This is a genomic window from Gemmiger formicilis (genome assembly GCF_016900095.1).
Taxonomy (GTDB): domain Bacteria; phylum Bacillota; class Clostridia; order Oscillospirales; family Ruminococcaceae; genus Gemmiger; species Gemmiger formicilis_A.
In genome coordinates this window covers 41,685-67,362 of record NZ_JACJJP010000009.1, presented here as the reverse complement: position 1 = coordinate 67,362, position 25,678 = coordinate 41,685, and the positions used below count along the sequence as shown (strand labels likewise).

The 25,678-nt window shown below is 54.9% G+C and carries 20 protein-coding genes; 1 reads left to right on the top strand and 19 read right to left on the bottom strand.

Features of this window, described 5'->3' with window-relative positions:
• Positions 1-2: 2 nt before the first annotated feature.
• Positions 3-896: a branched-chain amino acid ABC transporter permease gene (locus tag H6B15_RS06135; RefSeq protein ID WP_204647115.1), complete on the bottom strand. Its 894-nt coding sequence runs from the start codon at positions 894-896 to the stop codon at positions 3-5.
• Between the two features lie 225 nt (positions 897-1,121).
• Positions 1,122-2,333 (bottom strand): ABC transporter substrate-binding protein, encoded by a 1,212-nt coding sequence (locus tag H6B15_RS06130; RefSeq protein ID WP_204647114.1) that lies wholly within the window; start codon positions 2,331-2,333, stop codon positions 1,122-1,124.
• A 307-nt stretch (positions 2,334-2,640) separates the two neighbouring features.
• On the opposite strand from H6B15_RS06130, the gene H6B15_RS06125 reads away from it, so the two are divergent.
• Positions 2,641-3,222, top strand: coding sequence for a xanthine phosphoribosyltransferase (locus H6B15_RS06125; RefSeq protein WP_204647113.1), 582 nt, complete (start codon positions 2,641-2,643; stop codon positions 3,220-3,222).
• 487 nt (positions 3,223-3,709) lie between these two features.
• Here the strand turns inward: H6B15_RS06125 and H6B15_RS06120 are convergent, their stop codons facing one another.
• From H6B15_RS06120 to H6B15_RS06040, 17 genes are all read right to left on the bottom strand, one after another.
• Positions 3,710-4,900, bottom strand: a complete 1,191-nt coding sequence (locus tag H6B15_RS06120) for an IS256 family transposase (RefSeq protein WP_204647112.1) — start codon at positions 4,898-4,900, stop codon at positions 3,710-3,712.
• Between the two features lie 309 nt (positions 4,901-5,209).
• The gene (gene tsf, locus H6B15_RS06115) at positions 5,210-6,127 is read right to left on the bottom strand and encodes a translation elongation factor Ts (RefSeq protein ID WP_204647111.1); all 918 of its coding nucleotides are present in this window, start codon (positions 6,125-6,127) and stop codon (positions 5,210-5,212) included.
• 58 nt (positions 6,128-6,185) lie between these two features.
• Positions 6,186-6,908 carry a 30S ribosomal protein S2 gene (gene rpsB / locus H6B15_RS06110; protein ID WP_204647110.1) on the bottom strand — a complete coding sequence of 241 codons (723 nt, stop codon included), beginning with the start codon at positions 6,906-6,908 and terminating at the stop codon, positions 6,186-6,188.
• A gap of 288 nt (positions 6,909-7,196) precedes the next feature.
• Positions 7,197-8,171: a 6-phosphofructokinase gene (gene pfkA / locus H6B15_RS06105; protein WP_204647109.1), complete on the bottom strand. Its 975-nt coding sequence runs from the start codon at positions 8,169-8,171 to the stop codon at positions 7,197-7,199.
• Positions 8,172-8,349: 178 nt separating this feature from the next.
• Positions 8,350-11,883, bottom strand: a complete 3,534-nt coding sequence (locus H6B15_RS06100) for a DNA polymerase III subunit alpha (RefSeq protein WP_204647108.1) — start codon at positions 11,881-11,883, stop codon at positions 8,350-8,352.
• Positions 11,876-12,814 carry a DNA-binding protein WhiA gene (gene whiA, locus H6B15_RS06095; RefSeq protein WP_204647107.1) on the bottom strand — a complete coding sequence of 313 codons (939 nt, stop codon included), beginning with the start codon at positions 12,812-12,814 and terminating at the stop codon, positions 11,876-11,878. Before whiA ends, H6B15_RS06100 begins: the two co-directional genes overlap by 8 nt.
• 21 nt (positions 12,815-12,835) lie before the next feature.
• The gene (gene rapZ / locus H6B15_RS06090) at positions 12,836-13,699 is read right to left on the bottom strand and encodes an RNase adapter RapZ (RefSeq protein WP_204647106.1); all 864 of its coding nucleotides are present in this window, start codon (positions 13,697-13,699) and stop codon (positions 12,836-12,838) included.
• A 33-nt stretch (positions 13,700-13,732) separates the two neighbouring features.
• A complete protein-coding gene (murB, locus tag H6B15_RS06085) occupies positions 13,733-14,659 on the bottom strand; it encodes a UDP-N-acetylmuramate dehydrogenase (protein ID WP_345941945.1) in 927 nt (308 codons plus the stop codon).
• A 40-nt stretch (positions 14,660-14,699) separates the two neighbouring features.
• Positions 14,700-15,656 (bottom strand): ROK family protein, encoded by a 957-nt coding sequence (locus H6B15_RS06080; protein ID WP_204647105.1) that lies wholly within the window; start codon positions 15,654-15,656, stop codon positions 14,700-14,702.
• Complete coding sequence (locus H6B15_RS06075; protein ID WP_204647104.1) at positions 15,653-16,402, bottom strand: phosphatase; 750 nt, start codon at positions 16,400-16,402, stop codon at positions 15,653-15,655. Before H6B15_RS06075 ends, H6B15_RS06080 begins: the two co-directional genes overlap by 4 nt.
• A 34-nt stretch (positions 16,403-16,436) precedes the next feature.
• Complete coding sequence (gene hprK / locus H6B15_RS06070) at positions 16,437-17,372, bottom strand: HPr(Ser) kinase/phosphatase (RefSeq protein ID WP_204647103.1); 936 nt, start codon at positions 17,370-17,372, stop codon at positions 16,437-16,439.
• Positions 17,373-17,493: 121 nt separating this feature from the next.
• The gene (locus H6B15_RS06065) at positions 17,494-18,504 is read right to left on the bottom strand and encodes an acyltransferase family protein (protein ID WP_204647102.1); all 1,011 of its coding nucleotides are present in this window, start codon (positions 18,502-18,504) and stop codon (positions 17,494-17,496) included.
• Entirely contained in the window at positions 18,501-19,988 is a 1,488-nt protein-coding gene (locus tag H6B15_RS06060; RefSeq protein WP_204647101.1) for a rhamnan synthesis F family protein, read from the bottom strand. The genes H6B15_RS06065 and H6B15_RS06060 overlap by 4 nt, the downstream gene beginning before the upstream one ends.
• Positions 19,989-20,000: 12 nt before the next feature.
• On the bottom strand, positions 20,001-21,947 hold the full coding sequence (locus H6B15_RS06055) for a rhamnan synthesis F family protein (RefSeq protein ID WP_204647100.1): 1,947 nt from the start codon (positions 21,945-21,947) through the stop codon (positions 20,001-20,003).
• 22 nt (positions 21,948-21,969) lie between these two features.
• Complete coding sequence (locus H6B15_RS06050; protein WP_204647099.1) at positions 21,970-22,815, bottom strand: NAD-dependent epimerase/dehydratase family protein; 846 nt, start codon at positions 22,813-22,815, stop codon at positions 21,970-21,972.
• Positions 22,812-23,849: a glycosyltransferase family 2 protein gene (locus H6B15_RS06045; RefSeq protein WP_204647098.1), complete on the bottom strand. Its 1,038-nt coding sequence runs from the start codon at positions 23,847-23,849 to the stop codon at positions 22,812-22,814. The genes H6B15_RS06050 and H6B15_RS06045 overlap by 4 nt, the downstream gene beginning before the upstream one ends.
• Positions 23,849-25,678: an HAD family hydrolase gene (locus H6B15_RS06040; protein WP_204647097.1), complete on the bottom strand. Its 1,830-nt coding sequence runs from the start codon at positions 25,676-25,678 to the stop codon at positions 23,849-23,851. The genes H6B15_RS06045 and H6B15_RS06040 overlap by 1 nt, the downstream gene beginning before the upstream one ends.

The following is a 25,678-nucleotide window of genomic DNA, read 5'->3' as shown; positions in this document are numbered from 1 at the left end:
CTTTATACCTTGACATTGACCTTCTTGCCCAGCAAGCCGGTGGGCTTGACAAGCAAGACGATGATCAGAACCAGGAACACGATGGCATCGGACAACTGGGTGGAAATGTAGGCTTTGCTCAGGTTCTCAATCACACCCAGCAGAACGCCGCCCAGGAAGGCGCCGGGAATGGAGCCGATGCCGCCGAAAACGGCTGCCACAAAGGCTTTGATGCCGGGCATGGCACCGGTGGTGGGCTGCAAGGTCGGATAGGAGGAGCACAGCAGTGCACCGGCAACGGCGGCCAGAGCAGAACCGATGGCAAAGGTCAGGGAGATGGTGGCGTTTACGTTGACGCCCATCAGCTGAGCAGCGCCGCGGTCCTCGCTGACGGCCTGCATGGCATGGCCGGCGGAGGTGTGGTTGATGAAATACAGCAAGGCCACCATAATGACGATGCAGGCCAGAATGGTTACGATGGTCTCGGCCGAAATGGTCAGCTGCCCGTCAAACAGACGCAGCGGCTTGAAAATGGAAGAATTGGCCACAACAGACGGGAAACTCTTGGGGTTGGATGTCCACATCAGCTGGGCTACCTGCTGAAGCAGATAGCTTACACCGATGGCCGTAATCAGAACAGCCAGAGAAGGGGCTTCCCGAAGAGGACGATAGGCCACACGCTCCACCAGAACGCCCAGCACAGTGCAGACGATCATGGACAGAATAATGGCAGCGGCCGGGTTCCAGCCGAAGGAACCGAAGGTAAAGAAAACCACATAACTGCCGATCATGATGACATCGCCATGGGCAAAGTTCAGCATCTTGGCGATGCCGTACACCATTGTGTAGCCCAGTGCAATCAGAGCGTACACACTGCCCAGGCTGATGCCGTTGATCAGGTAGGACAAAAATTGCATCCTTTAATACACCTCAAATCTTAAAACGATTGCCCGCCGTGTCAAGAAGCACGGTCACGACACCATTTTACCATAGATGCCGTTTGCAGACAATAATTTTGGCCGCCAGGGCATCCGGGTTCCCACAGGAACCAAAAAAAGACAAAGAGGGCTGCCGAACCAAAATTCGGACAGCCCCCTTTGGCAAAACATTTCGCTTTTCAGGTAACAGAACCGCCACCGAAATTATTCAGCGGTCTGATAAGCACCGTCATGGACAACGTACACACGCGGAGGCTTGTTGACGGTACCGTCAGCGGCCCAGGTCTGGCCCTCACCGGTGGTGCCGTTGAAAGTCATGGTGGTGAATTCAGTCTTCAGAGCCTCGCACATATCGCTGAAGCTCATATCGCCGTTGATGCTGCCGTTCTGCACGCACTGATAAATGGCGTAAACGCAGTCATAAGCATCAGCCGCAAACTGGATCGGGGTTTCATTGTAAGCGGCTTCATAAGCAGAAACAAACTTCTGGGTGGTTTCGTCGGTAGCGGTGGCGGAGAAGGGGCACAGCAGCATCAGGCCTTCTGCCAGAGAGGTATCAAAGCCTTCGATGGTCAGGATGCCGTCCATACCGTCGCAGCCAAAGAAGGTGGGCTTATAACCGACCTTGTCGGCGGCAATCAGAATCTGGGAAGCTTCGTTGTAGTAGATGGGCAGGAAAACCAGATCGGCACCGGCATCCTGGCACTTGGCAACCTGGGTGGACAGGTCGCTCTTGTTATCGCTGGTAAAAGCTTCAGCGGTCACCACTTCCAGGCCCTTGGCTGCGGCTTCCTCGGCAAAAGCGTTATAGATACCCATGGAATAAGCATCGGAAGAATCGTAGATAACACCGATCTTGGTGCCCAGGCCCTTCTCAGCAATGTAATCGGCGGAAACAATGCCCTGGTTGGGGTCGGTGAAGCACATCTGGAAGACGTTGTCGCCGGTCTCCACCACATCCACAGCGGAAGCGGAAGGCGTCAGCATGAACATATTGTCATTAACGGCTTCGCCCGCAACGGAAAGGCTGGGGGTAGAAGTGACAGTGCCCAGCAGAACCTGCATGCCCCAGTCCTTCAGGGTGTTGTAAGCATTCATGGACTTTTCGGCATCATGCTCGTCATCCTCAAACTTGAGTTCGAAGACGGTCTTGCCGGCGGCAGCGTTGATTTCGTCAACAGCCAACTGCTCGCCTTGCATAACGGCAATGCCGTAGCTGGCAGCGGATCCGGTGGTGGGGCCGATGCCGCCCAGTTTGATGGGGGTGCTGCCGTCGGCATTGGAAGCCTCGGCGGTAGCGGCTGCATCGCCGGTGCTGGCGGCAGCGGAAGAACCGTTGCTGTCACCGGTGGCGCCACAGGCTGCCAGGCTCAGAACCATGGCGGAAGCCAAAGCTGCACTGATAAGCTTTTTCATAGATATTTCCCTCCTAATACTTCACGACGTCTGCCGCAATTTCTTGCAGGCGGGGCCGCACATGCCCGACGTCGTTATATAAAGGTATTATAGTCTTCCCTATCAGATTCTTCAATGTATTAAATCGACATAGTTTATTTACATATTTTTCATTTTATTAGTCGTTTCTCACAAAGAACGATTACAAAAGTTTAACATTTCGTCGTCTTGCTTATAGGATTTCTCTTTTTTCTTGTAAAAGGATTGCAAAATGTGTCGGGATTCGGCATAATAGTAACAATAGGATGAAAGGGGTATAGAAAGTTCGATGAAATTATTGGAAGAACGTATTCGAAAGGATGGACAGGTACGCCCGGGCAACGTGCTCAAAGTGGACTGCTTCCTGAATCATCAGCTGGATGTGGAGCTTTTGGACGAAATCGGTGCCGAGTTCAAACGGATTTTCGGCAAAGAGGGCGTCAACAAGATTCTGACCATTGAGGCTTCCGGCATCGCCATTGCCTGCATGACCGCGCGGCATTTTGATGTGCCTGTGGTTTTTGCCAAAAAAGCAAAGAGCAAAAATATTGACGGCGATGTGTTTACTTCCAAAGTTCAGTCTTATACATATGGCAAGGAGTATGAAATCACCCTGGCCAAAAAGTTCCTGGGCCCTGAAGATCGGGTTCTGATTCTGGATGACTTCCTCGCCAACGGCAAGGCCATGCGCGGTCTTCTCGATGTGTGCAAGCAGGCTGGTGCCACCGTTGTCGGCATTGGCGTCTGCATCGAAAAGGGCTTCCAGAACGGCGGCCAGGAGCTGCGCGACGAGGGCTACAAGCTGGCCAGTCTGGCCATTGTGGACCGGATGGAAGATGACGGGACACTGGTATTCCGCCCGCAGGAATAAAAAGTCATGAAAGAGGAGTGTCCGCTTTACTGCTGGGCACTCCTCTTTTTATTTTCTGAATCCCGACAAGTGGGCACTCCCCTGCTGGCTGATCAGACGGGTTGCAAAGAAAAAGAGAGGCACATTTTTGTGCCTCTCTTTTTAGTTATATAGCCGCGTAAATGTTTAGGGGCAACATAATTTGTCACGAAGTGCGTGTTAATTTGTCAAAGAAGGGGGAAAAAGAAGAAGGATGAAGAGGTTTGAATCGCTCGTGAGCAGAGCGAGAAATATGTAGGGAGCGCCTGGTGGGAGGCGCCGGCTGCTGGGGGTGGATGGGGCCTCCCGGCGGGGATTTTAAGGAATGATTGGGATAGATGAAGAGCTTTGTTGTCGTTCCTCGAAGAGAATAATTAACGATTAGTCGATGAATAATTGCGGCTTCCGATGCGTGGTAGTGTCAACATTCTTTCGCAAATTTAGTTTGCAGTCTCTGGAATAAATGAGGTCAGCCAGCAATAGAGGCATCCTCAATGGCCGCCTCCAAGTGCTTCATGTTCATGTACTTTTTGTTGCCCCACTGAGTACCTGCCACATGGCGTAGCCGGGCACAAACCAGCATAAGGGCGGAATTGCCGTCCGGAAAACTACCCACCACGCGAGTGCGGCGGCGGATTTCCCGGTTCAGCCGTTCAATGACATTGTTGGTGCGGATACGGGTCCAGTGTTCGCTGGGAAAATCGCAGTAGGTCAGCGTTTCTTCGATGCCGTCCTCCACCTTCTTGGCTGCTTCTTTCAGTTTCATAGAGCGCAGTTCCTCTACCACGGCTTTGGCCCTCTCGCGGGCAGCTTTCTTGCTTTCTTGGGCGTGGATCGCTTTGAGCATCTTGCCCACCAGCTTTGCCTTGGAGCGCGGTGTAACAGCAAATACGTTCCGGTAAAAGTGGACTGTACACCGTTGGTATTTGGCCTCGGGAAACACTTCACCCACTGCTTCCAGCATACCAAGGCACTTGTCACCAACCACCAATTTAACCCCATCCAGACCACGGCCGCGGAGCCACTGAAAGAAATTGACCCAACTGGCCTTGTCTTCTTTCATGCCCTCGGCTGCACCAAGAACCTCACGGTAGCCATCCTCGTTGACCGCAATGGCTACCAGAATAGCTACATTTTCGAACTCTCCACCCCAGTTGCGGCGCAGGTAGATTCCATCCACATAGACATACGGATACCGTCCTCCTTGCAAAGGGCGGTTCCGCCAATCCTCAATGTGAACATACGCTTTCTTGTTCAGCTCGCTAATGGTGGATGGCGACACCTTGCTGCCCCACAGGGCCTCGGTAATATCCTCCACGCGCCGGACGGATACGCCTGCCAGATACATCTCAATGAGAGCTTCTTCCACGCTGCTTTCACGGCGGCGATACCGCTCAATGATGGCGGTCTCAAAGGAGATTCCCTTGAGCTTGGGCACCTTGAGTGTGACGTCTCCGGAAGTGGTAGTGAGATTACGGTTGTAGTGGCCACTGCGGTAGCCTTGGCGCTGCTCATTGCGCTCATACCGGGCAGCTTGGGTCAGCTTGTTGGCCTCTGCCTCCAGCAGCTCATTGAGCGTCTCTTCTACACTGCCTCGCACGAGTTCCTTGAGCTGCCCCTTGATAACTTCCTCGTTTAGCTGTACAATCTTTTCAGGCATGGTTTGCTGTCTCCTTTCGAATGGTGGTGTCGCAACTTCATTCTAACAGAGATCTGCAAACCATGTCTCTTTTTATTTACTTTTCAATTTGCGAAACTTATTCTACCTTATCCGATGCGTTTCCCGCTCACCCATGAAAGGCGGCGCGGGCTGGGTATCGGAGTATTTGAAGAACTTTGGTCCCCTCCCCTTTCTGACAAACAAAAAAAGAGTAGTGCGAGGAAAAACCTCTACACTACTCTTCTATATGCGTTTTATGACAAATTATTTTTGCTTCTGTGACAATTTAATTTGCCCCTGGACACAAAATCAGCCCTTGATAGCAGCAGCAACTTCGGCAGCAAAGTCCTCGTTGCGCTTTTCCAGGCCCTCGCCCTTGATGAAGTGGGTGTACTCGACGATCTTGATATCGCCGCCCAGCTCCTTGGCGGTGGCAGCAACATACTTGTTGACGTCCATGTTGCCGTCCTTGATGAAAGCCTGATCCACCAGGCAGTTCTCCTTGTAGAACTTGCCCAGCTTGCCGATGGCCATCTTTTCCTTGATGGCATCGGGCTTGTTGGCGGTCTTGGGATCGTTGGCCATCTGGGCCAGGATGATCTCCTTCTCCTTGTCAATGACGGAAGCCGGCACAGCAGCCTCGTTCAGGTAGCTGGGGTTGGCAGCTGCAACCTGCATGGCGATATCCTTGCCGAAAGCAGCAAAGCCTTCCTTGGCAGCCACTTCATCGGAGGTGTCGAACTTCACGATAACGCCGTGGGTGCCGCCGCCGTGGACGTAAGCGGCGCAATGGCCCTCATAGCGGGCAAAACGACGGACCTTGATGTTCTCCTTGATGACCAGGATCAGGGCCTTCAGGGCATCGTCAACGGTGCCTTCGCCCATCTTGCAGCCCATCAGAGCGTCCACGTCGGCCGGGTTGGACTCGGCGATGACGTCGGCCAGGTTCTTGGTGAACTCAACGAACTTATCGTTCTTGGCAACGAAGTCGGTCTCGGCATTCACTTCGACCACAACGGCGCAGTTGGGATAAGAAACGGCATAGACCATGCCTTCGGCAGCAATGCGGCCAGCCTTCTTGGTGGCGGTGGCCAGGCCCTGCTCACGCAGAATCTCAATGGCCTTGGCGAAGTCGCCGTCAGCCTGGGTCAGAGCCTTTTTGCACTCCATCATGCCGCAGTCGGTCTGCTTGCGCAGTTCCATAACGTCCTTAGCAGAAATAGCCATAACGTATCGTCCTTTCTTTGAAAAAAGTCAGCGTTGAATCGGATCGTACTGCTTCAGATCAAGCCTCGGCAGTCTCGGCAGCGGCAGGAGCATCCTGCACGCCCTGCTTGCCTTCCAGAGCGGCATCGGCCATGGCGGCAGAGATCAGCTTGACAGCGCGGATAGCGTCGTCATTGCCGGGGATGACGTAATCGATCTCATCGGGATCGCAGTTGGTATCGACAATGGCCACGATGGGGATGTGCAGCTTGCGGGCCTCAGAAACGGCAATGCGCTCCTTGTGGGGGTCAACGATGAACAGAGCCTTCGGCAGGGTCTTCATGTCCTTGACGCCGCCCAGGTACTTGTCCAGCTTCTCCATCTCCAGTTCCAGCTTGACAACTTCCTTCTTCGGCAGCAGATCGAAAGTGCCGTCTTCCTGCATGGTCTTCAGCTGCTCCATGCGGTCGATGCGCTTGCGAATGGTGCGGAAGTTGGTCAGCATGCCGCCCAGCCAACGAGCATTGACAAAGTGCATACCGCAGCGGGTAGCCTCATCACGAATAGACTCCTGAGCCTGCTTCTTGGTGCCGACGAACAGGATTTCGCCGCCGTTGGCGGTAGTGTCACGCACGAAGTTGTAAGCCTCATCCAGCTTCTTCACGGTCTTCTGCAGATCGATGATGTAGATGCCGTTGCGCTCGGTGAAGATGTACTTCGCCATCTTGGGGTTCCAGCGACGGGTCTGGTGACCGAAGTGGACACCGGCTTCGAGAAGCTGCTTCATAGAAACGACTGCCATAGTAATTTTCCTCCAAAAATTTAGTTTTACCCTCCGCATCGCGTGATTGTTTTCTAACCTTCCCGTTCCCAAGTATGGACCGTTTGGGCACAAAAAAACAACGCAATGCGTGTGTATTGCCGAAATATAATACCACAATGCCAAAAAGATTGCAAGTGCTTTTTATAAAAACATGACAAATCCGGCCCGGATTGTGCTTTACGGGTTGCAACAGGGCCTTCCCCTGCCATGCCACACAAAAAGACGAAGCCGGATGCAGAACACCGGCTTCGTGAAAAATGCGAACAATCAGATGGAAATGGAGTTGGCCACTTCAATCTCGCTGGGATCGATGGTCTTGTGCATGGACAGCGCCACGTTGACATCGTAGTCCACGATCTTACCGCCGGATACGGCCACAACACGGTTGTAGATGCCCTTGTCCAGCAGGTCGATGGCGTGATACCCCATCAGAGAAGCGTTCACGCGGTCGCGAACCGTGGGAGAACCGCCACGCTGGATATGGCCCAGCACCGTTGCACGGGAATCGACACCGGTGGCAGCCTGAATCTGGTTGGCCAGTTCCTGGGCACCGATGACGCCTTCGGATACAATGATAATGAAGTGTTTTTTGCCGGTGAACTGGGTCTGGCGCATGCGCTGCAGGATGTCCCGCTCAAAATCGAAGGGACGTTCGGGCAGCAACACAGCCAGTGCGCCGGTAGCGATGCCCACATTCAAAGCAATGTACCCGGCGTGATGGCCCATAACCTCGACCACGCTGCAGCGGTCATGGCTCTGCGTGGTGTCGCGCAGTTTGTCGATGGCTTCCACAGCCGTGTTCATGGCCGTGTCGTAGCCGATGGTATATTCACTGCAGGCAATGTCGTTGTCGATGGTGCCGGGGATGCCGATGCAGGGAATGCCCTGATTGGCCAGTGCCCGGGCGCCCATAAAGGAACCGTCGCCGCCGATGACCACAAGGGCATCGATTCCCAGCTCCTTGCAGCGGGCCAGACCCTTGGCCTGACCTTCTTTGGTCTTGAACTCCAGGCAGCGGGCAGTGTACAGAATCGTACCGCCGCGGTGGATGATCTCCGACACGCTGCGGACATTCATCTCGTAGCATTCACCGTTGATCAGTCCATTATAGCCGCGCTGAATGCCCATCATGCGGTAACCGCGGGTGATGCCGGTACGCACGATTGCGCGTACAGCGGCGTTCATACCGGGCGCATCGCCGCCGCTCGTCAGGACGCCGATGGTTTTAATCTCCTTAGCCATAAGATTTCCCTCCCGTTAAATCAAAGGCTTGGCGTTTTATGCTCCGTTTGCGGATCTTCCGCCAACCGGGGGCACGGCCCTTCCCGACCGTGTGTTAAAGGTGTAACAATCCCCCGTAAAGTATTATACCATATGTGTGGCTCGCCAATTATGGATAAATCATGCAAAAGATATGGATTTATTTTGCCGTTTGCTCTTTTACATGGTCCGCTCCCAGAATACGCTGCAGTTCCTTGCGCAAAATGGGAACGTCATTGGCCCAAAGGCTCTGTGGGGCGCGCATGCGCTGGCCGGAATCTTCAAATTTGAAATAGACCGGAGTGGGGCCGTCAAAGATATTCCGAAGAAGATTTTCGATTTTGGCCATTTCCCTGCTGTTGCGCGAAGGTACGAGCAGCCACAGCCCGATGACTTTATGGGGATCGGCCGATCTGGCCTGCCCCGGAAACTGTCCGGCAGGGGTGGCAAATCCTCGGGAAGGATCATACTCATCCACAGGGGCGATATGTTCGGCCACCAGCCGGGTACCCTCATCCTCTTTATAAGAGACACGGCCGGATACCACCACCACCGCATTTTCCTGCAGGTAGGCACGATAGGAGGAAAACACCCGGGGAAACACCAGCAGTTCCATGGTGCCGGTCAGATCTTCCACGGTGGTGAACGCCATCAAGGTGTTGGACTTGGTGGTCATGATTCTGCTTTTGACTACAGTGCACAGCAGCGTCACGGTTTTGTTGTCGAACTCCTTGGCATCGTCCCCGCTCAACTGGGAAATCATACAGGTGGACACCTGCATGATTTTTTCCCGGTAGGCATCCAAAGGATGTCCGGACAGATACAGACCGGATACTTCCTTCTCCATCTTGAGAAGCTCGGAAGTGGGATATTCCGGCAGATCCGGCACTTTGTAATCGTCTGTGGCGGCATCCCCGCTGTTCCCCGCCATGGCGCTGAACAGGTCCAGCTGTCCTTCCAGATTTTGACGAGCGTCTGTTTCTACGCTTTTCAGAATGCCTTCCACGCTCTGCATCATGCCGTGACGGCTGGGTTCCAGCGCGTCAAAAGCGCCTGCCCGGATCAGGTTTTCCAGTGCACGGCGGTTCAGTTCCGCACCGCGCATCCGCTTACAGAAGTCGTACAGACTGCGGAAAGGACGAAGCTTTCTTTCCCGGATGACTCCGTCAATCAGGTTGCGGCCCACACTTTTTACCGCGTTCAGGCCGAAGCGGATGCTGTTGCCGTCGGCTGTAAATCCGCCGCGGGAAATGTTGATGTCGGGCGGCAGCACCTTGATTCCCAGACGCTGGCACTCGGTGGAGTACTCAATCACCTTGGAGGTGTTGTCCAGCACGCTGGTCAGCAATGCGGCCATGAATTCCTGGGGATAATGGCATTTGAGGTATGCCGTTTGGAAGGCCACATAGGCATAGCAGGCAGCGTGGGATTTGTTGAATGCATAGGAGGCAAAGCTGCTCATATCGTCATAAATGGCGTTGGCAGCTTCCTCCGAAATACCGTTGTGAATACACCCCGGACACTCCTTGCCTGGGTCGGTGCAGCCGTACACAAAGTGGGCACGTTCAGCCTCCATCACTTTGTGCTTCTTTTTGCTCATAGCACGGCGGACGTTATCCGCCTGGCCAAAGCTGAACCCGGCCAGTTCCCGGCAGATCTGCATGACCTGTTCCTGGTACACGATGCATCCGTTGGTGACGTCCAGAATGTGGGCAAGCTGGGGCGTGCGATAGCTGATCTTGTCCGGCTCGCGGCGGTTGCGCAGATAGGTGGGGATGGAATCCATGGGGCCGGGACGATACAAAGAAATCAAAGCAATGATATCTTCCAGGTCTTTTGGCTTCAGGCCGGTGAGCACCTGTTTCATGCCGGTGGATTCCAGCTGGAACACCCCTTCGGTCTCACCGTTGGTGAGCATGGCGTAGGTGGCTTGGTCATCGTAATCGATAGATTCGTGGGTGAAAGAAGGATTCCGCCGTTGGACAGCCACCTCCGTATCATGAATCACGGTCAGGGTACGCAGTCCCAGAAAGTCCATTTTCAGCAGGCCTAGACGTTCAATCTCGGTCATGTTGAACTGGGTTACAGGCAGACCGTCATTGGTGGATAGCGGAACATATTCGGTGGCGGCTTCCCGGGTAATGACAACACCGGCAGCGTGGGTGGAGGCGTGGCGGGGCATGCCTTCCACTTTCAGGGAAGTGTCGATCAGCTCATGCACCTGGGAATCGGCTTCATACAGATTCTTCAGGTCCGGCGAGACTTCCAGTGCATGCTGCAAGGTCATCTTCAGTTCCATGGGAATAAGCTTGGCCACCCGGTCCACATCCTGGTAGGACATGCCCATGACCCGGCCCACATCCCGCACGGCAGCCCGGGCCGCCATGGTGCCGAAGGTGACAATCTGGGCCACATGATCCCGGCCGTACTTTTCATTGACGTAATCAATGACTTCCTGCCGGCGTTCGTAGCAGAAGTCCACGTCAAAATCCGGCATGGAAACGCGCTCCGGGTTCAGGAAGCGCTCGAAAATGAGATTGTAACGAATGGGGTCAATGTCGGTGATTCCCACGCAGTACGCGGCCAGGCTGCCAGCACCGGAGCCACGGCCGGGCCCCACCGGAATGCCTTTGTTTTTGGCATAGTTGATGAAATCGAAAACGATGAGGTAGTAGTTGGTATACCCCATCTTGGAAATGACGCCGATTTCGTAGGAAAGACGATCCCGCAGTTCCTGGGTGACATGGCCGGGATACCGTCGTTCCAGTCCGTCCCAACACAGCTTTTCAAAGTAGTCCTGGTTTTCCATGCCGTCCGGAGCCTTGAAATAGGGCAGCTTGGTTTCACCGTAGTGAAAATCAAAATGACACTGTTCCGCAATCCGGTTCGTGTTTTCACAGGCTTCCGGTACCATGGCGAACAGATCATACATCTCGTCGGTGCTCTTGACATAGAATTCGTCGGTCTGGAATTCCATGCGGTCGGCGTCGGCAATGGTTTTGCCTGTCTGGATGCACAGCAGAATACTCTGCATCTTGGAGTCTTCCCTCGTCAGATAGTGAGCGTCGTTGGTAGCTACCAGAGGAATGCCGGTTTCCCGGGACAAGCGGATCAGCTGCGGAAGAACGATGTTGTCTTCCTCCAGTCCGTGGTCCTGCAGCTCAATATAATAGTTGCCTTCTCCGAACAGATCCCGGTAATACAGCGCCACTTGTTTGGCCCGCTCATAATCCCCGGCCAGAATGGCCTGGGGCACCTCCCCTGCCAGGCAGGCCGACAGGCAGATCAAACCTTCGTGATGCTGTTCCAGAAGATCCTTGTCCACGCGAGGCTTGGAATAAAAGCCTTCCAGAAATCCGGCGCTGACCAACTTAATCAGATTCTTATAACCGGTTTCGTCCTTGCACAGCAGAACCAGGTGGTTGTTGCCGTCAATGCGGTTTACCTTGTCAAAACGGGTGCGGGTTGCCACATAGACTTCGCAGCCGATGATGGGGCGGATACCGGCAGCGATGGCGGCATCATAAAATTGTACGCATCCATACATAACGCCGTGGTCGGTGATGGCCACGGCGGTCTGGCCCAGCTCTTTCACGCGGTCGAACAGTTTGTCAATCCGACATGCGCCGTCAAGCAGGCTGTATTCGGTATGAAGATGCAGGTGGGTAAACTGACGTTTTGGTTGCTCAGGCATGTTGTTCCTTTCCTTCGGATGCAGGCGCCCCGCTCAGGCGTTGGGCAGCCTGCTGGATCCGCTTGAAGCGGTGGGACAATCCGGCCTTGCTGACCGGGGGATCAAATTTTTCCGCCAGCCGTGCCAGCGGCAAATCCGGGTACTGCATCCGCAGCTTGGCGGTTGTGCGCAGGGGTTCCGGCAACGTTTCCAAAGCGCCGGCATCCTCCAGTGTCCGGATGGCCATCTGGACCTGCACCGCAGCCTGGACACTTTTTCCAAGGTTTGCTGTTTCGCAGTTGGACAGGCGGTTGGTTTTGTTGCGCATTTCATTGTACATGCGCTGTTCCATGATCCGCATGGCCGCATTACCGGCCCCCATAAAAGTCAACAGGTCTTCGATATGATCGCCGGCCTTGATGTATACCGTGTTAGCACCCTTGCGCAAGGCACGATGGGGATGAAATTCATGCTCCGCCAGAATGGCTTCCAGTTGTTGAGAGAGCTGGTATCTGGTGGACAGAAACTCGATATTGTATCCTTTTTCAGGGTCTGTTGCGGTACCGCAGCACAGAAAGGCCGTTGCCACAAAGTGGGATACGCACTGCTGACATTTGAAACATCCGGGCTTGATGCGCAGGGCCGTTTCGCGGCCGGTATGGCCGAACAGGGTCAGCATTTTCCGGACCTCATCCGGGTCTTTGACGCTGAATTCATACACAACCGATCCGGCGGTGCGTTCCTTGCGCAGAATCTGTCCGCTGATGCCACAGCGGGCATACATTTTCTGGGCAAAGGTGGCCACACCTTCCGTTTCGGTCTGGAGAACGATGCCACGGTCGTCAAAATACTTGCCAAAGCAGGCGACCGCATACGCTGCAGCCGTACAGCAACAAGGCCGAGTGACCTTGCGGCGCAGAATCTCCGCCTTGACATCCTGAGAAAAGCTCATCTTGCAGATGCCTCTTTCTGGTTACATAGTACGTTTTGCATCCCGATGCAAAACAGTCGGCGTATAGCCGATGGAGGTGCAATACTCAGCCAGCTTGCGTGCAAAGGTAATCGACCGATGTTTGCCGCCCGTGCACCCCACGGCCACCACCAGCTGGCTCTTTCCTTCCTTGACATACAGCGGAAGGGAGTACTCCAGCATGCTTTCATAGCGGCGCAGCAGCTCCTGAGATTCGGGCGCCGCCATCACATAATCGACCACAGCCTGGTCCAGGCCGGTCAGCTCCTTGAGCTCCGGTACATAAAAGGGGTTGGGCAGGCAACGCACATCCAGCACAATGTCCGCTTCCTGGGGCAAGCCGTATTTGAACCCGAATGACATGATGCTCAAAGACATGGAGCACTGCCCACGGTTCAGGAACAGTCCACAGATGCGCTCTTTGGTCTGTGCGGCGGAATACTGGGTGGTATCGATCACATATTTGGCACGGTCACGAAGGGGCTGCAGAATGGCACGTTCCCGACGGATAGCTTCGTCAATGGTCATCTGTCCGTTGGCGGTCATAGGATGGGCACGCCGGGTTTCCTTGTACCGGCGGCGGATGACGGCATCGGCGGCATCCAGAAAAAGAATGTCGTAGGCCATCTGTTTATCATCCAGCGCCGCCAGCGCTGTCTTGACTTCCTTCACCGTGCGCAACCCGCGAATATCCATGACAACGGCCACACGATTCAGCTGGTTTTCCCCCTGCAAAGCAAAGTCCACGATGCGGGGCAAAAGCCCGGCCGGAATATTGTCAATGCAAAAGTATCCAATGTCTTCCAACGCATTGGCCGCCATGGACTTGCCGGCACCGGAAAGTCCGGTTACAACCAGAAAATTCATCCAGTCCCTCACTTTCGCGCTGCCTAGCCGATGTCAGCGCACAACCCGGATTTCACGTTCCAGAACGTGCCCGGTCTTTTCCTTTACAATTTCACGGATTTTATCCGTCAGTTCCACAACATCGGCGCAGGTGGCACCGCCTGTGTTGACAACAAAGCCGCAATGCTTGCAGCTGACGGCGGCGCCGCCCACCGAAAAGCCCCGCAGACCGCATTGCTCAATCAACTGCCCGGCAAAGCATCCCGCCGGACGTTTGAAGGTGCTGCCGGCGGAAGGCATGTCAAGAGGCTGCTTTTCCCGCCGTCTGGCCATGAAATCCTGCATGTGTGCCTGAATCTCTTCCCGGTTGCCGGGTTCCAGAACGAACTCCGCTTCCAGAATACACCAATTTCGTTGTTCAAAGATACTGGTGCGATAACCAAGAGCCAATTCCTTCACAGGCAGTGTCTGCAATTTCAGGTTTTCGTCCAGAAAAGTCACTTTGGAAAGAACGTCCTTCATCTCGCCGCCGTAAGCGCCGGCGTTCATATAGACGGCCCCGCCCACTGTACCGGGAATTCCGAATGCAAATTCCAGCCCGGTGAGACCCAGTTCCAAAGCGCGGTTACAGACCGAAACCAGCAGAGTTCCGGCCCCCGCAGTGAGCCTGGTTTTACCATCCGGCAACGTCTGCGCTGTGCTGCGGGTCTTCAGGTCAGTCAGACAGATGACGGCGCCGTCATAGCCTTCATCGGCAAATAATGTGTTGGAACCGTTGCCCAGCAGATAGGTGCGAACGCCGAAAGAATGGCAGAGTTCCAAGGTCCGGGCCAGCTCCACCACGGTGCGCGGCTTGCAGAACACGCAGGCCGGTCCGCCGATGCGGAAGGTGGTATGGCGATCCAACGGTTCGTTATGAATACAGGGCAACGCCTCAGCGCCCATCGCGTCCAGCAGATTGGCAATCGGCTCTTGTATCATGCTTGCCCCTCCCCTATGATACGTTTTGTGTATGTAAGATTCAGATGGAATCCGCCAAGGCGGCGGCACCGATCACACCGGCGTCATTGCGCAGCACGCAGGCATTGATCACCGGGTTGCGCCCGGTGGTAATGTTGTGGGTTTCCCGTTCCACGTACTCCCGGACAGGAGCCAGCAGAACTTCACCCTGGTTGGACACGCCGCCGCCGATGCAGATCACTTCCGGCTGGAACGTGTTGACCACGTTGGCTACGCCGCAGGCGACATATTCCAGCCAGGTCTCCACCACACGCTTGCCGCAGGCATCGCCCGCAGCCATGGCGTCAAAGGAGGTCTTGGCGTTTACGTGGTCCAGATCTCCGGCAATCTTCCACATCAGAGTATCCGGATCCTTCTTCATGGCCTCCTTGGTGTCCTCGCTCAGCGCCCGGGCAGAGGCGTACCGCTCCCAGCAGCCGCGGCGGCCGCAATTGCAGGGACGACCGTCCTTGACAATGACAGTATGGCCCATCTCACCGGCGGCAAAATTGAACCCACGCAGGATTTTTCCGCCCAGGATGATGCCGCTGCCGATGCCGGTACCCAAGGTTACAATTACAGCGTCCCGGTATCCCTTGGCGCCGCCGGCCAGGTATTCGCCGAAAGCGGCGGCGTTTGCATCATTTTCCACGTAGACTTTGCAGCCCAGCAGCTTTTCCATGTCCGGGCCCAGGTTCCAGTCGTAGTAGCCGAAGTTGGTATTGTACCCTACAAAACCGGTGGTAAAATTCACGCTGCCGGGGGTACCGATTCCCACATAAGCCACCTGATCAAAGCCTACCTTTGCCTGCTTGGCAACCGCGCGGCACAAATCTGCCAGCGCGTGCTCCAGATCGTCGGCCGGACGCGGAAGACTGGTCGCCCAGGTCAGCTTGGAAACAATCTCGTATTTCTCATTGACGAGACCGGCGGTCATGGTTGTGCCGCCCAGGTCAATTCCGATGGTATACTGGCTCATAGTAAAATGCCTCCTATTTCTTGTGCACACCCACGGTGGTGTCGCACCAATTCCGCAACCAGATTTTCCGCAGAAGCGTTTACGATCAGTTCCTGCGGGAAGCGAAGTTCCTCTACCAGAGCAAACAGACCAGCCATGTTTTCCCGTAACTGCCGGATGCTGTGCGCATCGGTGTCCAGGGAAACCCGGCAGCCATTCTTCAGACATGCCTTCAGCAGTTCCCGCATATTGGGAATGCCGTCCTTACGCACCTGGAACGAGTTTCCGTTCAGTTCCACCACCTTGTTGTTCCGGGCAAATGCCTTGGTTACAAGATCATAATCGTAGCGGTAATGCTGCTGCTCCGAATGTCCGATGCAGTCCACATAGGGATTTTCCGCCACCGCAAGCCAAAGCCGGTTGGCCTCTTTCTCGGTCAGAAGTCCCGGAATGCAGGGGCTGTGGATGGAGGCGACCACCCAGTCCAGGCCCGACAAAATCCGGTCCGGTAAATCCAGATTTCCTTTGGTATCCATGACATTGGCTTCCGCCCCATACAGCATGACCACATTCCCGATGGTGCGCGGCATGGTGTTCCAGTTGCCAAAGTGCCAGATATGCGGTGCGTCCGGCATAGCCGGTGCGTGGTCGGTCAAAGCCAGGGCGCGGTAACCGAGGTCTTGTGCGGCATCGGCCATCTCCAGTGCGGTATGAAAAGCGTGGGATGCACACAGGGTATGGGTATGCAGATCAGCAATTACTTGCATGCGGACAGGTTCCTCACTTCGTTATCGTTGTAAATCAAAATCCGGTAATATCGTTTTGCAGGCCCAGGCTGTTCAGCAGATCCTGCGCAGCGTTGTAGCCCATCTCTTTCTGACGATTGTTGATGGCAGCCGTTTCCAGAATGACGGCCAGATTTCGACCGGGCATCACCGGAATCAACATGCTGGGCACATTGACACCCAGGATGTCGTAACTGTCATGTTCCAGACCGGTACGGTCGTAGTTCTTGGTCCGTTCCCAGGGTTCCAGCTCCACCACCATTTCTACTTCCACGCTGTTTTTGACGGCACCGGCGCCAAACAGGCGAGCCACATTGATGATACCAATGCCGCGCAGCTCAATGAAGTGGCGGATGTTTTCGGGAGCCATGCCCATGATTTTGCGGCTGGATACCTTGCGCAGTTCCACAGCGTCGTCCGCAATCAGACGATGACCGCGTTTGACAAGTTCAATGGCGGTTTCGCTTTTGCCCACACCGGAATCACCCAGAATCAGGATGCCTTCGCCGTACACTTCCACCAACACACCGTGGCGGGTGATGCGCGGCGCCAGTTCGGTATTCAAGGTGGTGATCAGGGTAATCATCAGTACCGAGGTCATCTCTTCCGAGAGAAGCAGCGGCACCCCGTATTGCTTGGCAAACTCAAACATTTCGGGCGGTGGTGTCATGCCGCGGGATACAATGACCGCCGGCGGCACAAAGGAGAAAAGTTTTTCCAGGTGGGTACGGCGGATGGCGGGATCCAGCTCTTCCAGATAGGACAGCTCCGTCAGACCAATGATCTGGATGCGTGTGTTGTCAAAATACTGATAATACCCGGCAAGCATAATACCGGGGCGGTAGACCTCTGCGGAATAGACCTTGATTTCCTTCAGGTCTTTGGGGGTGTAGGCGATTGCCAGGTTGGACTCTTCCGCCAGTTTGGCCAGAGTTACAGAAAATTGCGCCACAGGTGTTCTCCCCTTTCAAAACGATATGCGGCAACGCCGGAGGCTTTGCCATATTTACTAAATATTATACCGTACACGCCGGCCTTTGTACAGAGACACGGCGAGCAAAACCAGCAAATTTTCAGCCATGTACAAGATGGGAAAATCCGGTGCGTACCTTGCCATCCAGCCAATGCAAGACGGAAGCTGCCATCGCCGTGAACACCAGATAGGCGAAAAACAACAGAGCCGTGTCACGGCGGGTCAAAGCGCCCAGATCAAAGCCTTCCACAAGGCGCAGTATAATGACATGGTGCACCAAAAAAACGGCGTAGGAATATTTGCCCAGCAGCGCGCACAGCCGCCGCACAGGGCCGAACCCGATGCAATCGGCCACAAAAATGAGCACCACAAAAACCACAGCCCCAAAAAGAGCGCATACGATTTTTGTGTCCCATCCCCCCAAAAGTGTCTGGCTGCCCAGCAAAACGGTCGCCGCCGCTGCCAGCAGAATCTGCCGTTTCCGTGTCATGGTCACCAACAACATGCCAAAGAAGAATTCCGGCAGGTGGATGGCCACCAGCCTTGCATCCCACCCCATAAGATGGACGGAAACACCGAAGGCACAGGTCAGCAGAAAGGTCACCCACGGATGCTTGCGGCACCCCCACAAAAGCAGCGGGAAAAGTAGATACAGAAACAGGATACTGCCCAGGAACCATTCGCCCACACAGGCGAAATCCTGACCGACCCAACCGGCGGCCACAGCAAAGTTGTCCAAACCGAGAATGGTGAGAATCAGAGTGACGGTTCGGGCGCCGGCGTAGTATCCGGGCCGGGAAACAAAGCGGATGGAAAAGCAGATGGCCCAGGCCAGCCAGAACATGGGGTAAACAGCCCGGCATCGTTTTTTGTAAAACCCAATCGGGTCAAAGCGTTCCGGAGCCGTGTAGCACAAAGAAGCGCCGGAAACGATGAAAAACAAGGTGGAGCCGAAATCTCCCAGATAAATTCCAAAAGGCAAGGTGCTGGTAAACAGCTTGTGCGGCAAGGTGAAATATCCGGTGACCGAGGCATTGAAATGAATGATCAGGATGCTGATCAACGCCACCGTACGAATCAGATCCAGATAAAAAAGCCGCGGTTTTTTCATTCGTCACCCTCCTTGCGGCATGTCAATCGGTGTTTGATTCGCCGGGCAAGCAGTTTACCTGCTCCGGCCACCGTCTGTACCGGCCAAAAGCCGGCCTCGTATACATCTTTGCGAGCGATTGCCTGTTCCGGACTTTCCGCTGTGGCGGAAAAGTAGCCGTTCTTTTGGGCCAGCAATGGCAAAAGCCAGAAGTCGGCCTTGCGGGAAATCGGCGGTATGCCGTCGGGAAAAGCAGCCCCGCGCAGCAGGAGCCAACCACCGTTCGGTAACGGCAGGGGCAGGTCTTCCGCCAGAGGTATGCCAAGCTGCAATGTTTGTAGTTTTTCTTTCAGGTATGGCAGATTCCGCTGCCATTGCTTGCGCTTTGCTCTTGCCATATCCGGATACAGCGGCAAGGCAGGGCCCAGGACACCCAGTCCGGCATGTTCTTCAAACAATGCCAACGCTGCAGCTGCTGTTCCCGGGTCCCAAGCAAGATTCCTTTCGTACCAAGCCGCTGCTCCCTCTGCGGTCACAGGGAGAGAAATGCTGTAAAGCGTATCGGACCGAAGCTGAACACCCTGGGCCAATTCCGGTGTTGTCAAGGGAGTGATCGGAGTGGAAGTCACACCGTTTGCCGGGGCAAACAGATAATGCCAATGCAGGTTCTGCGCCATGTATGCCAAAGGCTGCACAGGCAGCAAGTCAGCAATCAGTGCATCTACCGGAAAATCGCTTTCCTGCTGCAGATAGGCATAAAGCTCCGCAGCGGCACGCCCGTCCGTCCGGCGCAGCTCATCCGCATAGGGGGTAAAGAAACTGCGCCGCTTGAAGAAAGGACAGTTTTCCCGCACAATCAATTCCCGCGGGCATGCCATGATGGGATTGACAAAAATACCGCGCCAGGCATCTCCGTCCACGAAAGTATCCCAGCGGTAGCCAAGCTTGGCAAAGTGCGCGGTGAAGCGGCTTTCGTGAAAGCGGATGGAGTCCTCGTAGCTGCCCGGCAGAGGGATTTTCTGCCAGTACGCCCAGAAGTCGGCGTACATCCGCCGACGTACGGCAATAAAGTGTGACTGAATGTGTTCCGGAACCTCACCGCGTTTGCCGAAACGTCGGCTGCGCATGGCGTAGTGACGGCTCAATCCCCAGAAATCCAGATCCTTGCGGGCGTCCATCCGTTCAAACATCTGTGCCAGCGGCCGGACAGGACCGGCCAGTGTATAATTCATCAGAATGACTTCGTCAAAGTCGTCCATTGCCTGGCGTCCGACATGCTGCAGGGCAGCCTTGTAGGCGCCCACGTCCAGACCGGTGTTTTCCCGCTCCAGATAGCGAATCTGATTTTCTTCCAGCCATTGCCGACTTTGGGCCTGGAGAGTTCCGTTTGTCACAAACAAAAAGGCTCGCGCCTGTTTCCGCATGGCACGTACCGCAAAACGGCAGGCCGAGTCGGCCTGCCCGTTCGGGTCATAGTGGAAATAGATCACGAGTCGGTTGTTCATAGTCAAAATGAATTACTCTTCGTAAGGAGCCCCATGAGGACCAAACACGGCACGTTTGGCGTGCATCATGCCCCAATAGACATTATTCGGAAGCCGGTCCCGCAGCCAGTTGCGGGTACGGCGCCGGCGGCTGTTGGAATAAGGACCATAGAAACGGAACATGCCAAAATGCCGCTTGTGCGAAAAAGCGATGGCAGATTGCGCCGCGCTGCCGAAGGTGGTGCAGTTGAAAACACGCGCCAGCGGCCGGATCAGACCGGAGGCATATGCCTGCATGGCATCGCAGCGGGAAACGGCAAATTCCGTGCTCATCACCTCGGCGGGATAGTATCCAGCTCCCTGGGCAACAAAGGGATACACACGCTCAATGGCATGGCTGATGGTGCCGTCCTGCGGCAACGGTTCCGGCGGAAAATCGTCATGCTTCCAGCCATGATCGAACAGAGGGGCCAGCGCAGCCGGGCGGAACCAGAATACGCTGCCGAAAGGCGCCAGAGGTGCTTTCTCCCCCGAGATGGGCACATTCAGTCCCAATGTCTTGAGCAGCTGCTTGGTGTTGTCAAAGTTCGGGCCCCAGCCGTTGGAACACATGTTCATGAAATACAGACCATGGGTCGGGAAAGGAGGGCACAGAATGCCAAGGCGGGGATCCTTCTCGAACTCGCACAGAATGTTCAGCACATGATCGGCATTTTTACAGATATTCTCGTTGCAGACATACCCAAAGCTGGCACCCACGCTGCCCGGTTTGGTCTGGATGGCTTTTTTGTCATGCATAAAGCAGGCATAGTCGTACCCCTTCAGATGAGGGGCCAGATCGCACAGGAAGGCAGCAACGTCGCGGCCGCGATTCTCCACAACCAGAACCGTTACACTGTTCAGCGGCAATCCGGAGAATGCCTGCTCGATCTGCCGCTTCTTTTCTTCGCTGTCCGTGGAAATATAAACATCGGTCTCCGGCGGCATATTTCTGGCAAAATCCATACTTTGCGGCAACATGTCCATAAAGTACAGATGCATAGCCAGCGCAATCCGGCGGCTTTTGCGGACCTTCTCGGCGCAGGATGCATCCTGCGCCGTCGGCATGATCAAACGGGTCAGGCCCAAATTCCGGGTGAAGTCGAAGGGATGCATGGTGCGGATCATGTTGGACCAGATCAGTTCCAAAGGATAGGAGGTGTGGTCCCGCAGATAGGCATACAATTCCCGCACGGGCTCCCCTGCCGTATCGTTCAGATACGCTTCATAATCATGCATAAAGCTGCGTCGTTTGAACAGCGGGCATTTTTTGTCTCGCAGCAGCCTGGCCGGACATACCAGCAGGGGGTAATCGGTAAAGGTTTTCAGGTCATCGGTGTTGACATACACGTCCCACTCGTACCCTTTATCCGCAAACATTTTGGTAAAGACCGATTCGTACCGCTGCACTGAGTCAGTATAGCCGGTGATCATGGGCATTTCGTCCCAATATTTCTGCAAATCGACAGACTGGATGAACTTTTTGCGGTAGACAATAAAATGGGACTGGATGTGTACAGGCAGATAATCGTAGATATGCTTGCCTTTGAAAGGATTGCCTTCCGCACCATGATGGATGGTCAGACCCCAGAAATCCAGCTCCGGCTTTTCCGCCATAGCGTCAAACATTTCCTGAAGCGGACGGACAGGCCCCATTAAGGTAGAGTTGGTCATGACAACCTCGTCAAACTCACTCAGGCGCTGCCAGCCATACTGATCCAGGGCGGTTTTATAGGCCCACACATCCAGCCCTTTATTCTCCCGGACGATGATGTTGTCGGTAAAACGTTCGAACGCCTTGCGCCCCTGTTCGCTGAGTTTGCCGTTACAGACGACGACCAGTTCGCTTAGATTTTTGACAAGATCATTCAGGTAGTACACGATAAAATCGTCCACATACCCTTGCTTCTCAAAGAAAAAGAAGATTCCCAGTCGTTTCATGGAGTATCCTTTCGATTTTGGTTTAACCGTTCAGGCCGGCATCCCGCATAATCTGTTCAATTTCGGTGGGATCGCCCCACACGCCGGGGCTGTCGTACGGGCGGTCCGGGAAGGCACCATAGTCCAGTTTGATTTTATAGTTCTTGTCCTTCAGGAATTGCTCAACCCGTTGTGCCAGAGAAACAGGCTTGCCGGTGCAGACATTGATGATCCCGTCAAAAGTTTCCTGAACGCTGGCAGCCACAATCATGCGGGCCAGTTCATCCACATCGATAAAATCGTACAGGTTCTTGCCGCTGGTGAAGGGGAAGGTCTTTTTTCCATCCAGTTCCGCCTGGGAGATCTTGGCAAAAATGGAACTGCCGTGGGCCTCGTCACCGGTAATATAGTAGGCCCGCAGCCAATGCAGGCGGCAGGGGCAGTTGGCCAGAGAGAGCATCAGACTCTGGCGAAGCGCATTTTTGGCAATGCCATACTGGCTTTGCGGGTTACAGGGGGTGTCCGCTTTGATGGGGCCTTCCCAGTAACCGACTTCGTGCATGGTGCCCATCACCGAAAGAGACGGAAGCCCTCCGGCGGCCATGTTGTTCAGAAATACCACATGGTTGGACAGGTCCTCCATGTGGCTGGGCGCGTTATGACGGAACCCATCGCGCCACGCCATATGGATGCAGACATCGGGACTGCCCATGGCACGGTAAATATTTTTATCTCCGCTGAAAAGGGGAACATCGCAGAATTCCGCACGCTCGTCTATTCCCTTGAAGGAAAAGTCGGCGGCAATCACCTCATATCCCATATCAAGAGCCGTTTTGACAACATGGCGGCCGATGTATCCGGCAGCGCCGGTCACAAGAATCTTTTTCATTTTAACAGTTTTTCCTCCTTGTTCGGAAGATGGGCATAGAGAGCCTGCAGATGAGTGGTATACAGGAATAACGCTATTGCTTGCTTTTTATTGTGCCTTGCAGCACGCAAAAAGTCAAGACCACCGTTACAACCGGTTGTGTTCCGGTAAGCCTGGCGCAAACGATCCCATGCCGAGCGGCAAATGTCCTGTCCGGCATGACTGTCCCGCAGCTGGTGCATCAGGAAGGTGACGAACTCCGCTTTCCGCACAGCCCACACATCCCGAAAATCGCAAGACGTACAGCGGGCCTGCGCTGCGGTATATTCCGCCTGTACCCAGATGGAAACCGTCTGAATGCGCCCCTGAACGGCCTTTGCGGTAGCAGCTGAGGTACTGTCCCCTCGCTCATAATGCCGATAAAAGGGAAAGGGCGTATAGACAGCCGCGGAATCTTTGGCGTAAACGCAAGCGTTGAACAAAAAGTCTTCCAGACCGAACCGGCACCGTTCATCAAACCGGATATCCACCAGCAGGTCCCGTTTGTAAAAAGCATTCCACACAAACTGTGGGCCCGCATTGGTCAAAAAGGTCAGATACGCCTTTCCATCTTTTCCGGCGGGCAGCCGGCAAGCGGTGCCGGGGGCGTGGGGCAGCTGTACCATCTGACCGGAATCTGTCTCCCGCAGAAGTTCGTACCCGCCGCGCACGAAGTCCGCGCCGGTGTCCTTCACCAGCTGTTTGGCCGTCTGCAAAGCGTCCGGCAGGTACAGGTCGTCATCGTCGCAAAAGCCGATGTATTCGCCACAGGCTTCCGCCAGGCCACGATTGCGCGCGGCACAAATCCCGCCGTTTTCCTGAGAGAAGACACGGATACGGGTATCCCTTGCGGCCAGCTGACGGCACAAATCGGCGCTTGTGTCTTGCGAACCGTCATCCACCAGAAGCAATTCAAAATCCGGCTCCGATTGGTTCAGAATGCTTTCCACCGCGGATGTGAGGGTTTCGGCGGCATTGTATACCGGGATAATGATGCTGAACAATGGCCGCTGCATCAAAGTCCCCCTTCACGTTTTCTTTTCAGCATCTCATACAGCCATGCATAGGGCAGCGGTATACGAAATGCCCGTTTCAAAAAGGCGTTCTTCCATCTGGATTTACCGAAATCCCGCACAAAAGCCCGCGGATTCTTTATATAGATTCCCCATGGCTGCGGAGCTGCCAAAGACCAGGTTCCGCCGTCCTCCACCGTCAGATCTCCCAGCAGCTGAATATCACGCAGCTGTGGGGTGCGGACCAGGGACAGATATGCCTGAAGCGGCATATCCGGCCCGGGGGCAAGCGTGCCCCAGGAACCGTTCTTCCAGTCGTGGGCAAATTCCAGCGCGGCCTGTTGCAATTCCAGTATTCCTTGCTGGGGCAAGGCGTCTTCCAAAGAAGGGATCACCGTATTCGCCGGACGTTCATAGCCGACGGTTGCCCCGCACGGTTCGGAGATCAGCCGTTCCAACAGCGGCTGCCCTACCCAATACCACAAAGGAGCCGGATTGCCGTCGAACAAAAAAGCCCTAGCCCGGGTCTGCGGCAGCGACTGATTCAGACGCTCGTCGCATGCTAGATAAGCCCCCTGCATTTCGGCACCGCACAGGCTTTCCAAAATCCGTTGGGTCGTTCCGCCGCTGCCAATATCCACCAGAACAGGCGGCTTTTCTTTCAGCTGATTCTGCCGCAGGTACCGCCGCACCAGATCAGCCTGGTGGCGCACACCGGCACCGGCGGTGGCTTTTCCCAGCGCTGCCAGTTCCAGCAGATGCTCTTTCGTCTCCGCCGAAAGGGGCCGTGACCGAAGATCAATCCGTTGGTTGAGATCGGCACCGTGCAGACTGGCAGAGGTATCAAATCCACAGTAAACAAGAATCTGGCCCACCGTCAGTTCCTGGCGCGGCAGAGCATCTGCCAGAAGGGCCAGTCCCCCTTCGTTCATGGGGCGCTGCAATAATGCAGGACACAGACTGCGGCGGGAAACGCGCAGGTACTCCGCCTCACAGCCGTACAGTTCCCGATAAATGCGCCGCACAAGATACATGTCCCGTGCCAGGAACATCAGGCGATCGCCGCCGTACGTTTCACGCAGCCATATCGCAAAGGAAGTCAGCAAAGGACCGATCGCCGAATAGCCCAGAGATTGCCATGGATTTCCCTCAGGATGGCGGTTGCGGATAAATGCCTGAAGAGCCCCCTGCACGGGTGTTTCAGGCCGTGCAAAGTAGAGCAGAGGCTTCGGCTCGGGAATCAGATAACCGCGAATTCCGGCCAGCGCCGCGCCGACGATGTCCACACGACGATCATTGCCCACAAACAGGACCTGGGAAGCTTCCAGACCTGTTTCCTGCAAAAACACCCGGAACAGTTTCCCGCTCCGTTTTTGTACCCCATAGGAAGAGGAGACAAAGACCCCATCCAGAAAATCAAAGCCGCAGCGCCGCAGCATGGCCTCCACTTGCGGCTGTGACAGATACATATCGGAAACGGCATAGATCGCTTTTCCCTGGGCATGCAGCTTTTGGGCGGCGGAAAGAAGTGCACGGTTGGGCATGACCACCTTCTGTTCAGCATCGATCTCGGGCTGCGGGTCCAGGCCGGACAGAGGCTCCTGCGCATAAATCTCCGGCAAGGTCACTTCTCGTCCGGGTGTTCGTGCCAGTTTTTCGGCTTCCAGCCGCTTTTCGGCAAAACCGGCCGGAACACGGCCGGTTTTTTCCATCAGGACAAACAAATCGGACGGAGCCGCAACATCACGGAACAAAAGTGTGTCAAACACATCAAAAGCCACCGCCCGGTAAGAACCGGCAACTTTGATTAATTTTTGCTCCAACTGCTGCAT

Excerpts from the sequence above, each read along its gene's own strand:
- rapZ (WP_204647106.1), bottom strand. The coding sequence starts at position 13,699 with ATGAATTTTCTGGTTGTAACCGGACTTTCCGGTGCCGGCAAGTCCATG.
- H6B15_RS06080 (WP_204647105.1), bottom strand. The coding sequence starts at position 15,656 with ATGAGCCAGTATACCATCGGAATTGACCTGGGCGGCACAACCATGACC.
- H6B15_RS06050 (WP_204647099.1), bottom strand. The coding sequence starts at position 22,815 with ATGAAAAAGATTCTTGTGACCGGCGCTGCCGGATACATCGGCCGCCAT.
- H6B15_RS06040 (WP_204647097.1), bottom strand. The coding sequence starts at position 25,678 with ATGCAGCAGTTGGAGCAAAAATTAATCAAAGTTGCCGGTTCTTACCGG.
- rpsB (WP_204647110.1), bottom strand. The coding sequence starts at position 6,908 with ATGGCAGTCGTTTCTATGAAGCAGCTTCTCGAAGCCGGTGTCCACTTC.
- H6B15_RS06120 (WP_204647112.1), bottom strand. The coding sequence starts at position 4,900 with ATGCCTGAAAAGATTGTACAGCTAAACGAGGAAGTTATCAAGGGGCAG.
- tsf (WP_204647111.1), bottom strand. The coding sequence starts at position 6,127 with ATGGCTATTTCTGCTAAGGACGTTATGGAACTGCGCAAGCAGACCGAC.
- H6B15_RS06055 (WP_204647100.1), bottom strand. The coding sequence starts at position 21,947 with ATGAAACGACTGGGAATCTTCTTTTTCTTTGAGAAGCAAGGGTATGTG.
- H6B15_RS06045 (WP_204647098.1), bottom strand. The coding sequence starts at position 23,849 with ATGCAGCGGCCATTGTTCAGCATCATTATCCCGGTATACAATGCCGCC.
- H6B15_RS06075 (WP_204647104.1), bottom strand. The coding sequence starts at position 16,402 with ATGCAAGTAATTGCTGATCTGCATACCCATACCCTGTGTGCATCCCAC.
- H6B15_RS06060 (WP_204647101.1), bottom strand. The coding sequence starts at position 19,988 with ATGAACAACCGACTCGTGATCTATTTCCACTATGACCCGAACGGGCAG.
- whiA (WP_204647107.1), bottom strand. The coding sequence starts at position 12,814 with ATGAGCTTTTCTCAGGATGTCAAGGCGGAGATTCTGCGCCGCAAGGTC.
- H6B15_RS06100 (WP_204647108.1), bottom strand. The coding sequence starts at position 11,883 with ATGCCTGAGCAACCAAAACGTCAGTTTACCCACCTGCATCTTCATACC.
- H6B15_RS06125 (WP_204647113.1), top strand. The coding sequence starts at position 2,641 with ATGAAATTATTGGAAGAACGTATTCGAAAGGATGGACAGGTACGCCCG.
- pfkA (WP_204647109.1), bottom strand. The coding sequence starts at position 8,171 with ATGGCTAAGGAGATTAAAACCATCGGCGTCCTGACGAGCGGCGGCGAT.
- H6B15_RS06135 (WP_204647115.1), bottom strand. The coding sequence starts at position 896 with ATGCAATTTTTGTCCTACCTGATCAACGGCATCAGCCTGGGCAGTGTG.
- H6B15_RS06130 (WP_204647114.1), bottom strand. The coding sequence starts at position 2,333 with ATGAAAAAGCTTATCAGTGCAGCTTTGGCTTCCGCCATGGTTCTGAGC.
- H6B15_RS06065 (WP_204647102.1), bottom strand. The coding sequence starts at position 18,504 with ATGAAAAAACCGCGGCTTTTTTATCTGGATCTGATTCGTACGGTGGCG.
- murB (WP_345941945.1), bottom strand. The coding sequence starts at position 14,659 with ATGATACAAGAGCCGATTGCCAATCTGCTGGACGCGATGGGCGCTGAG.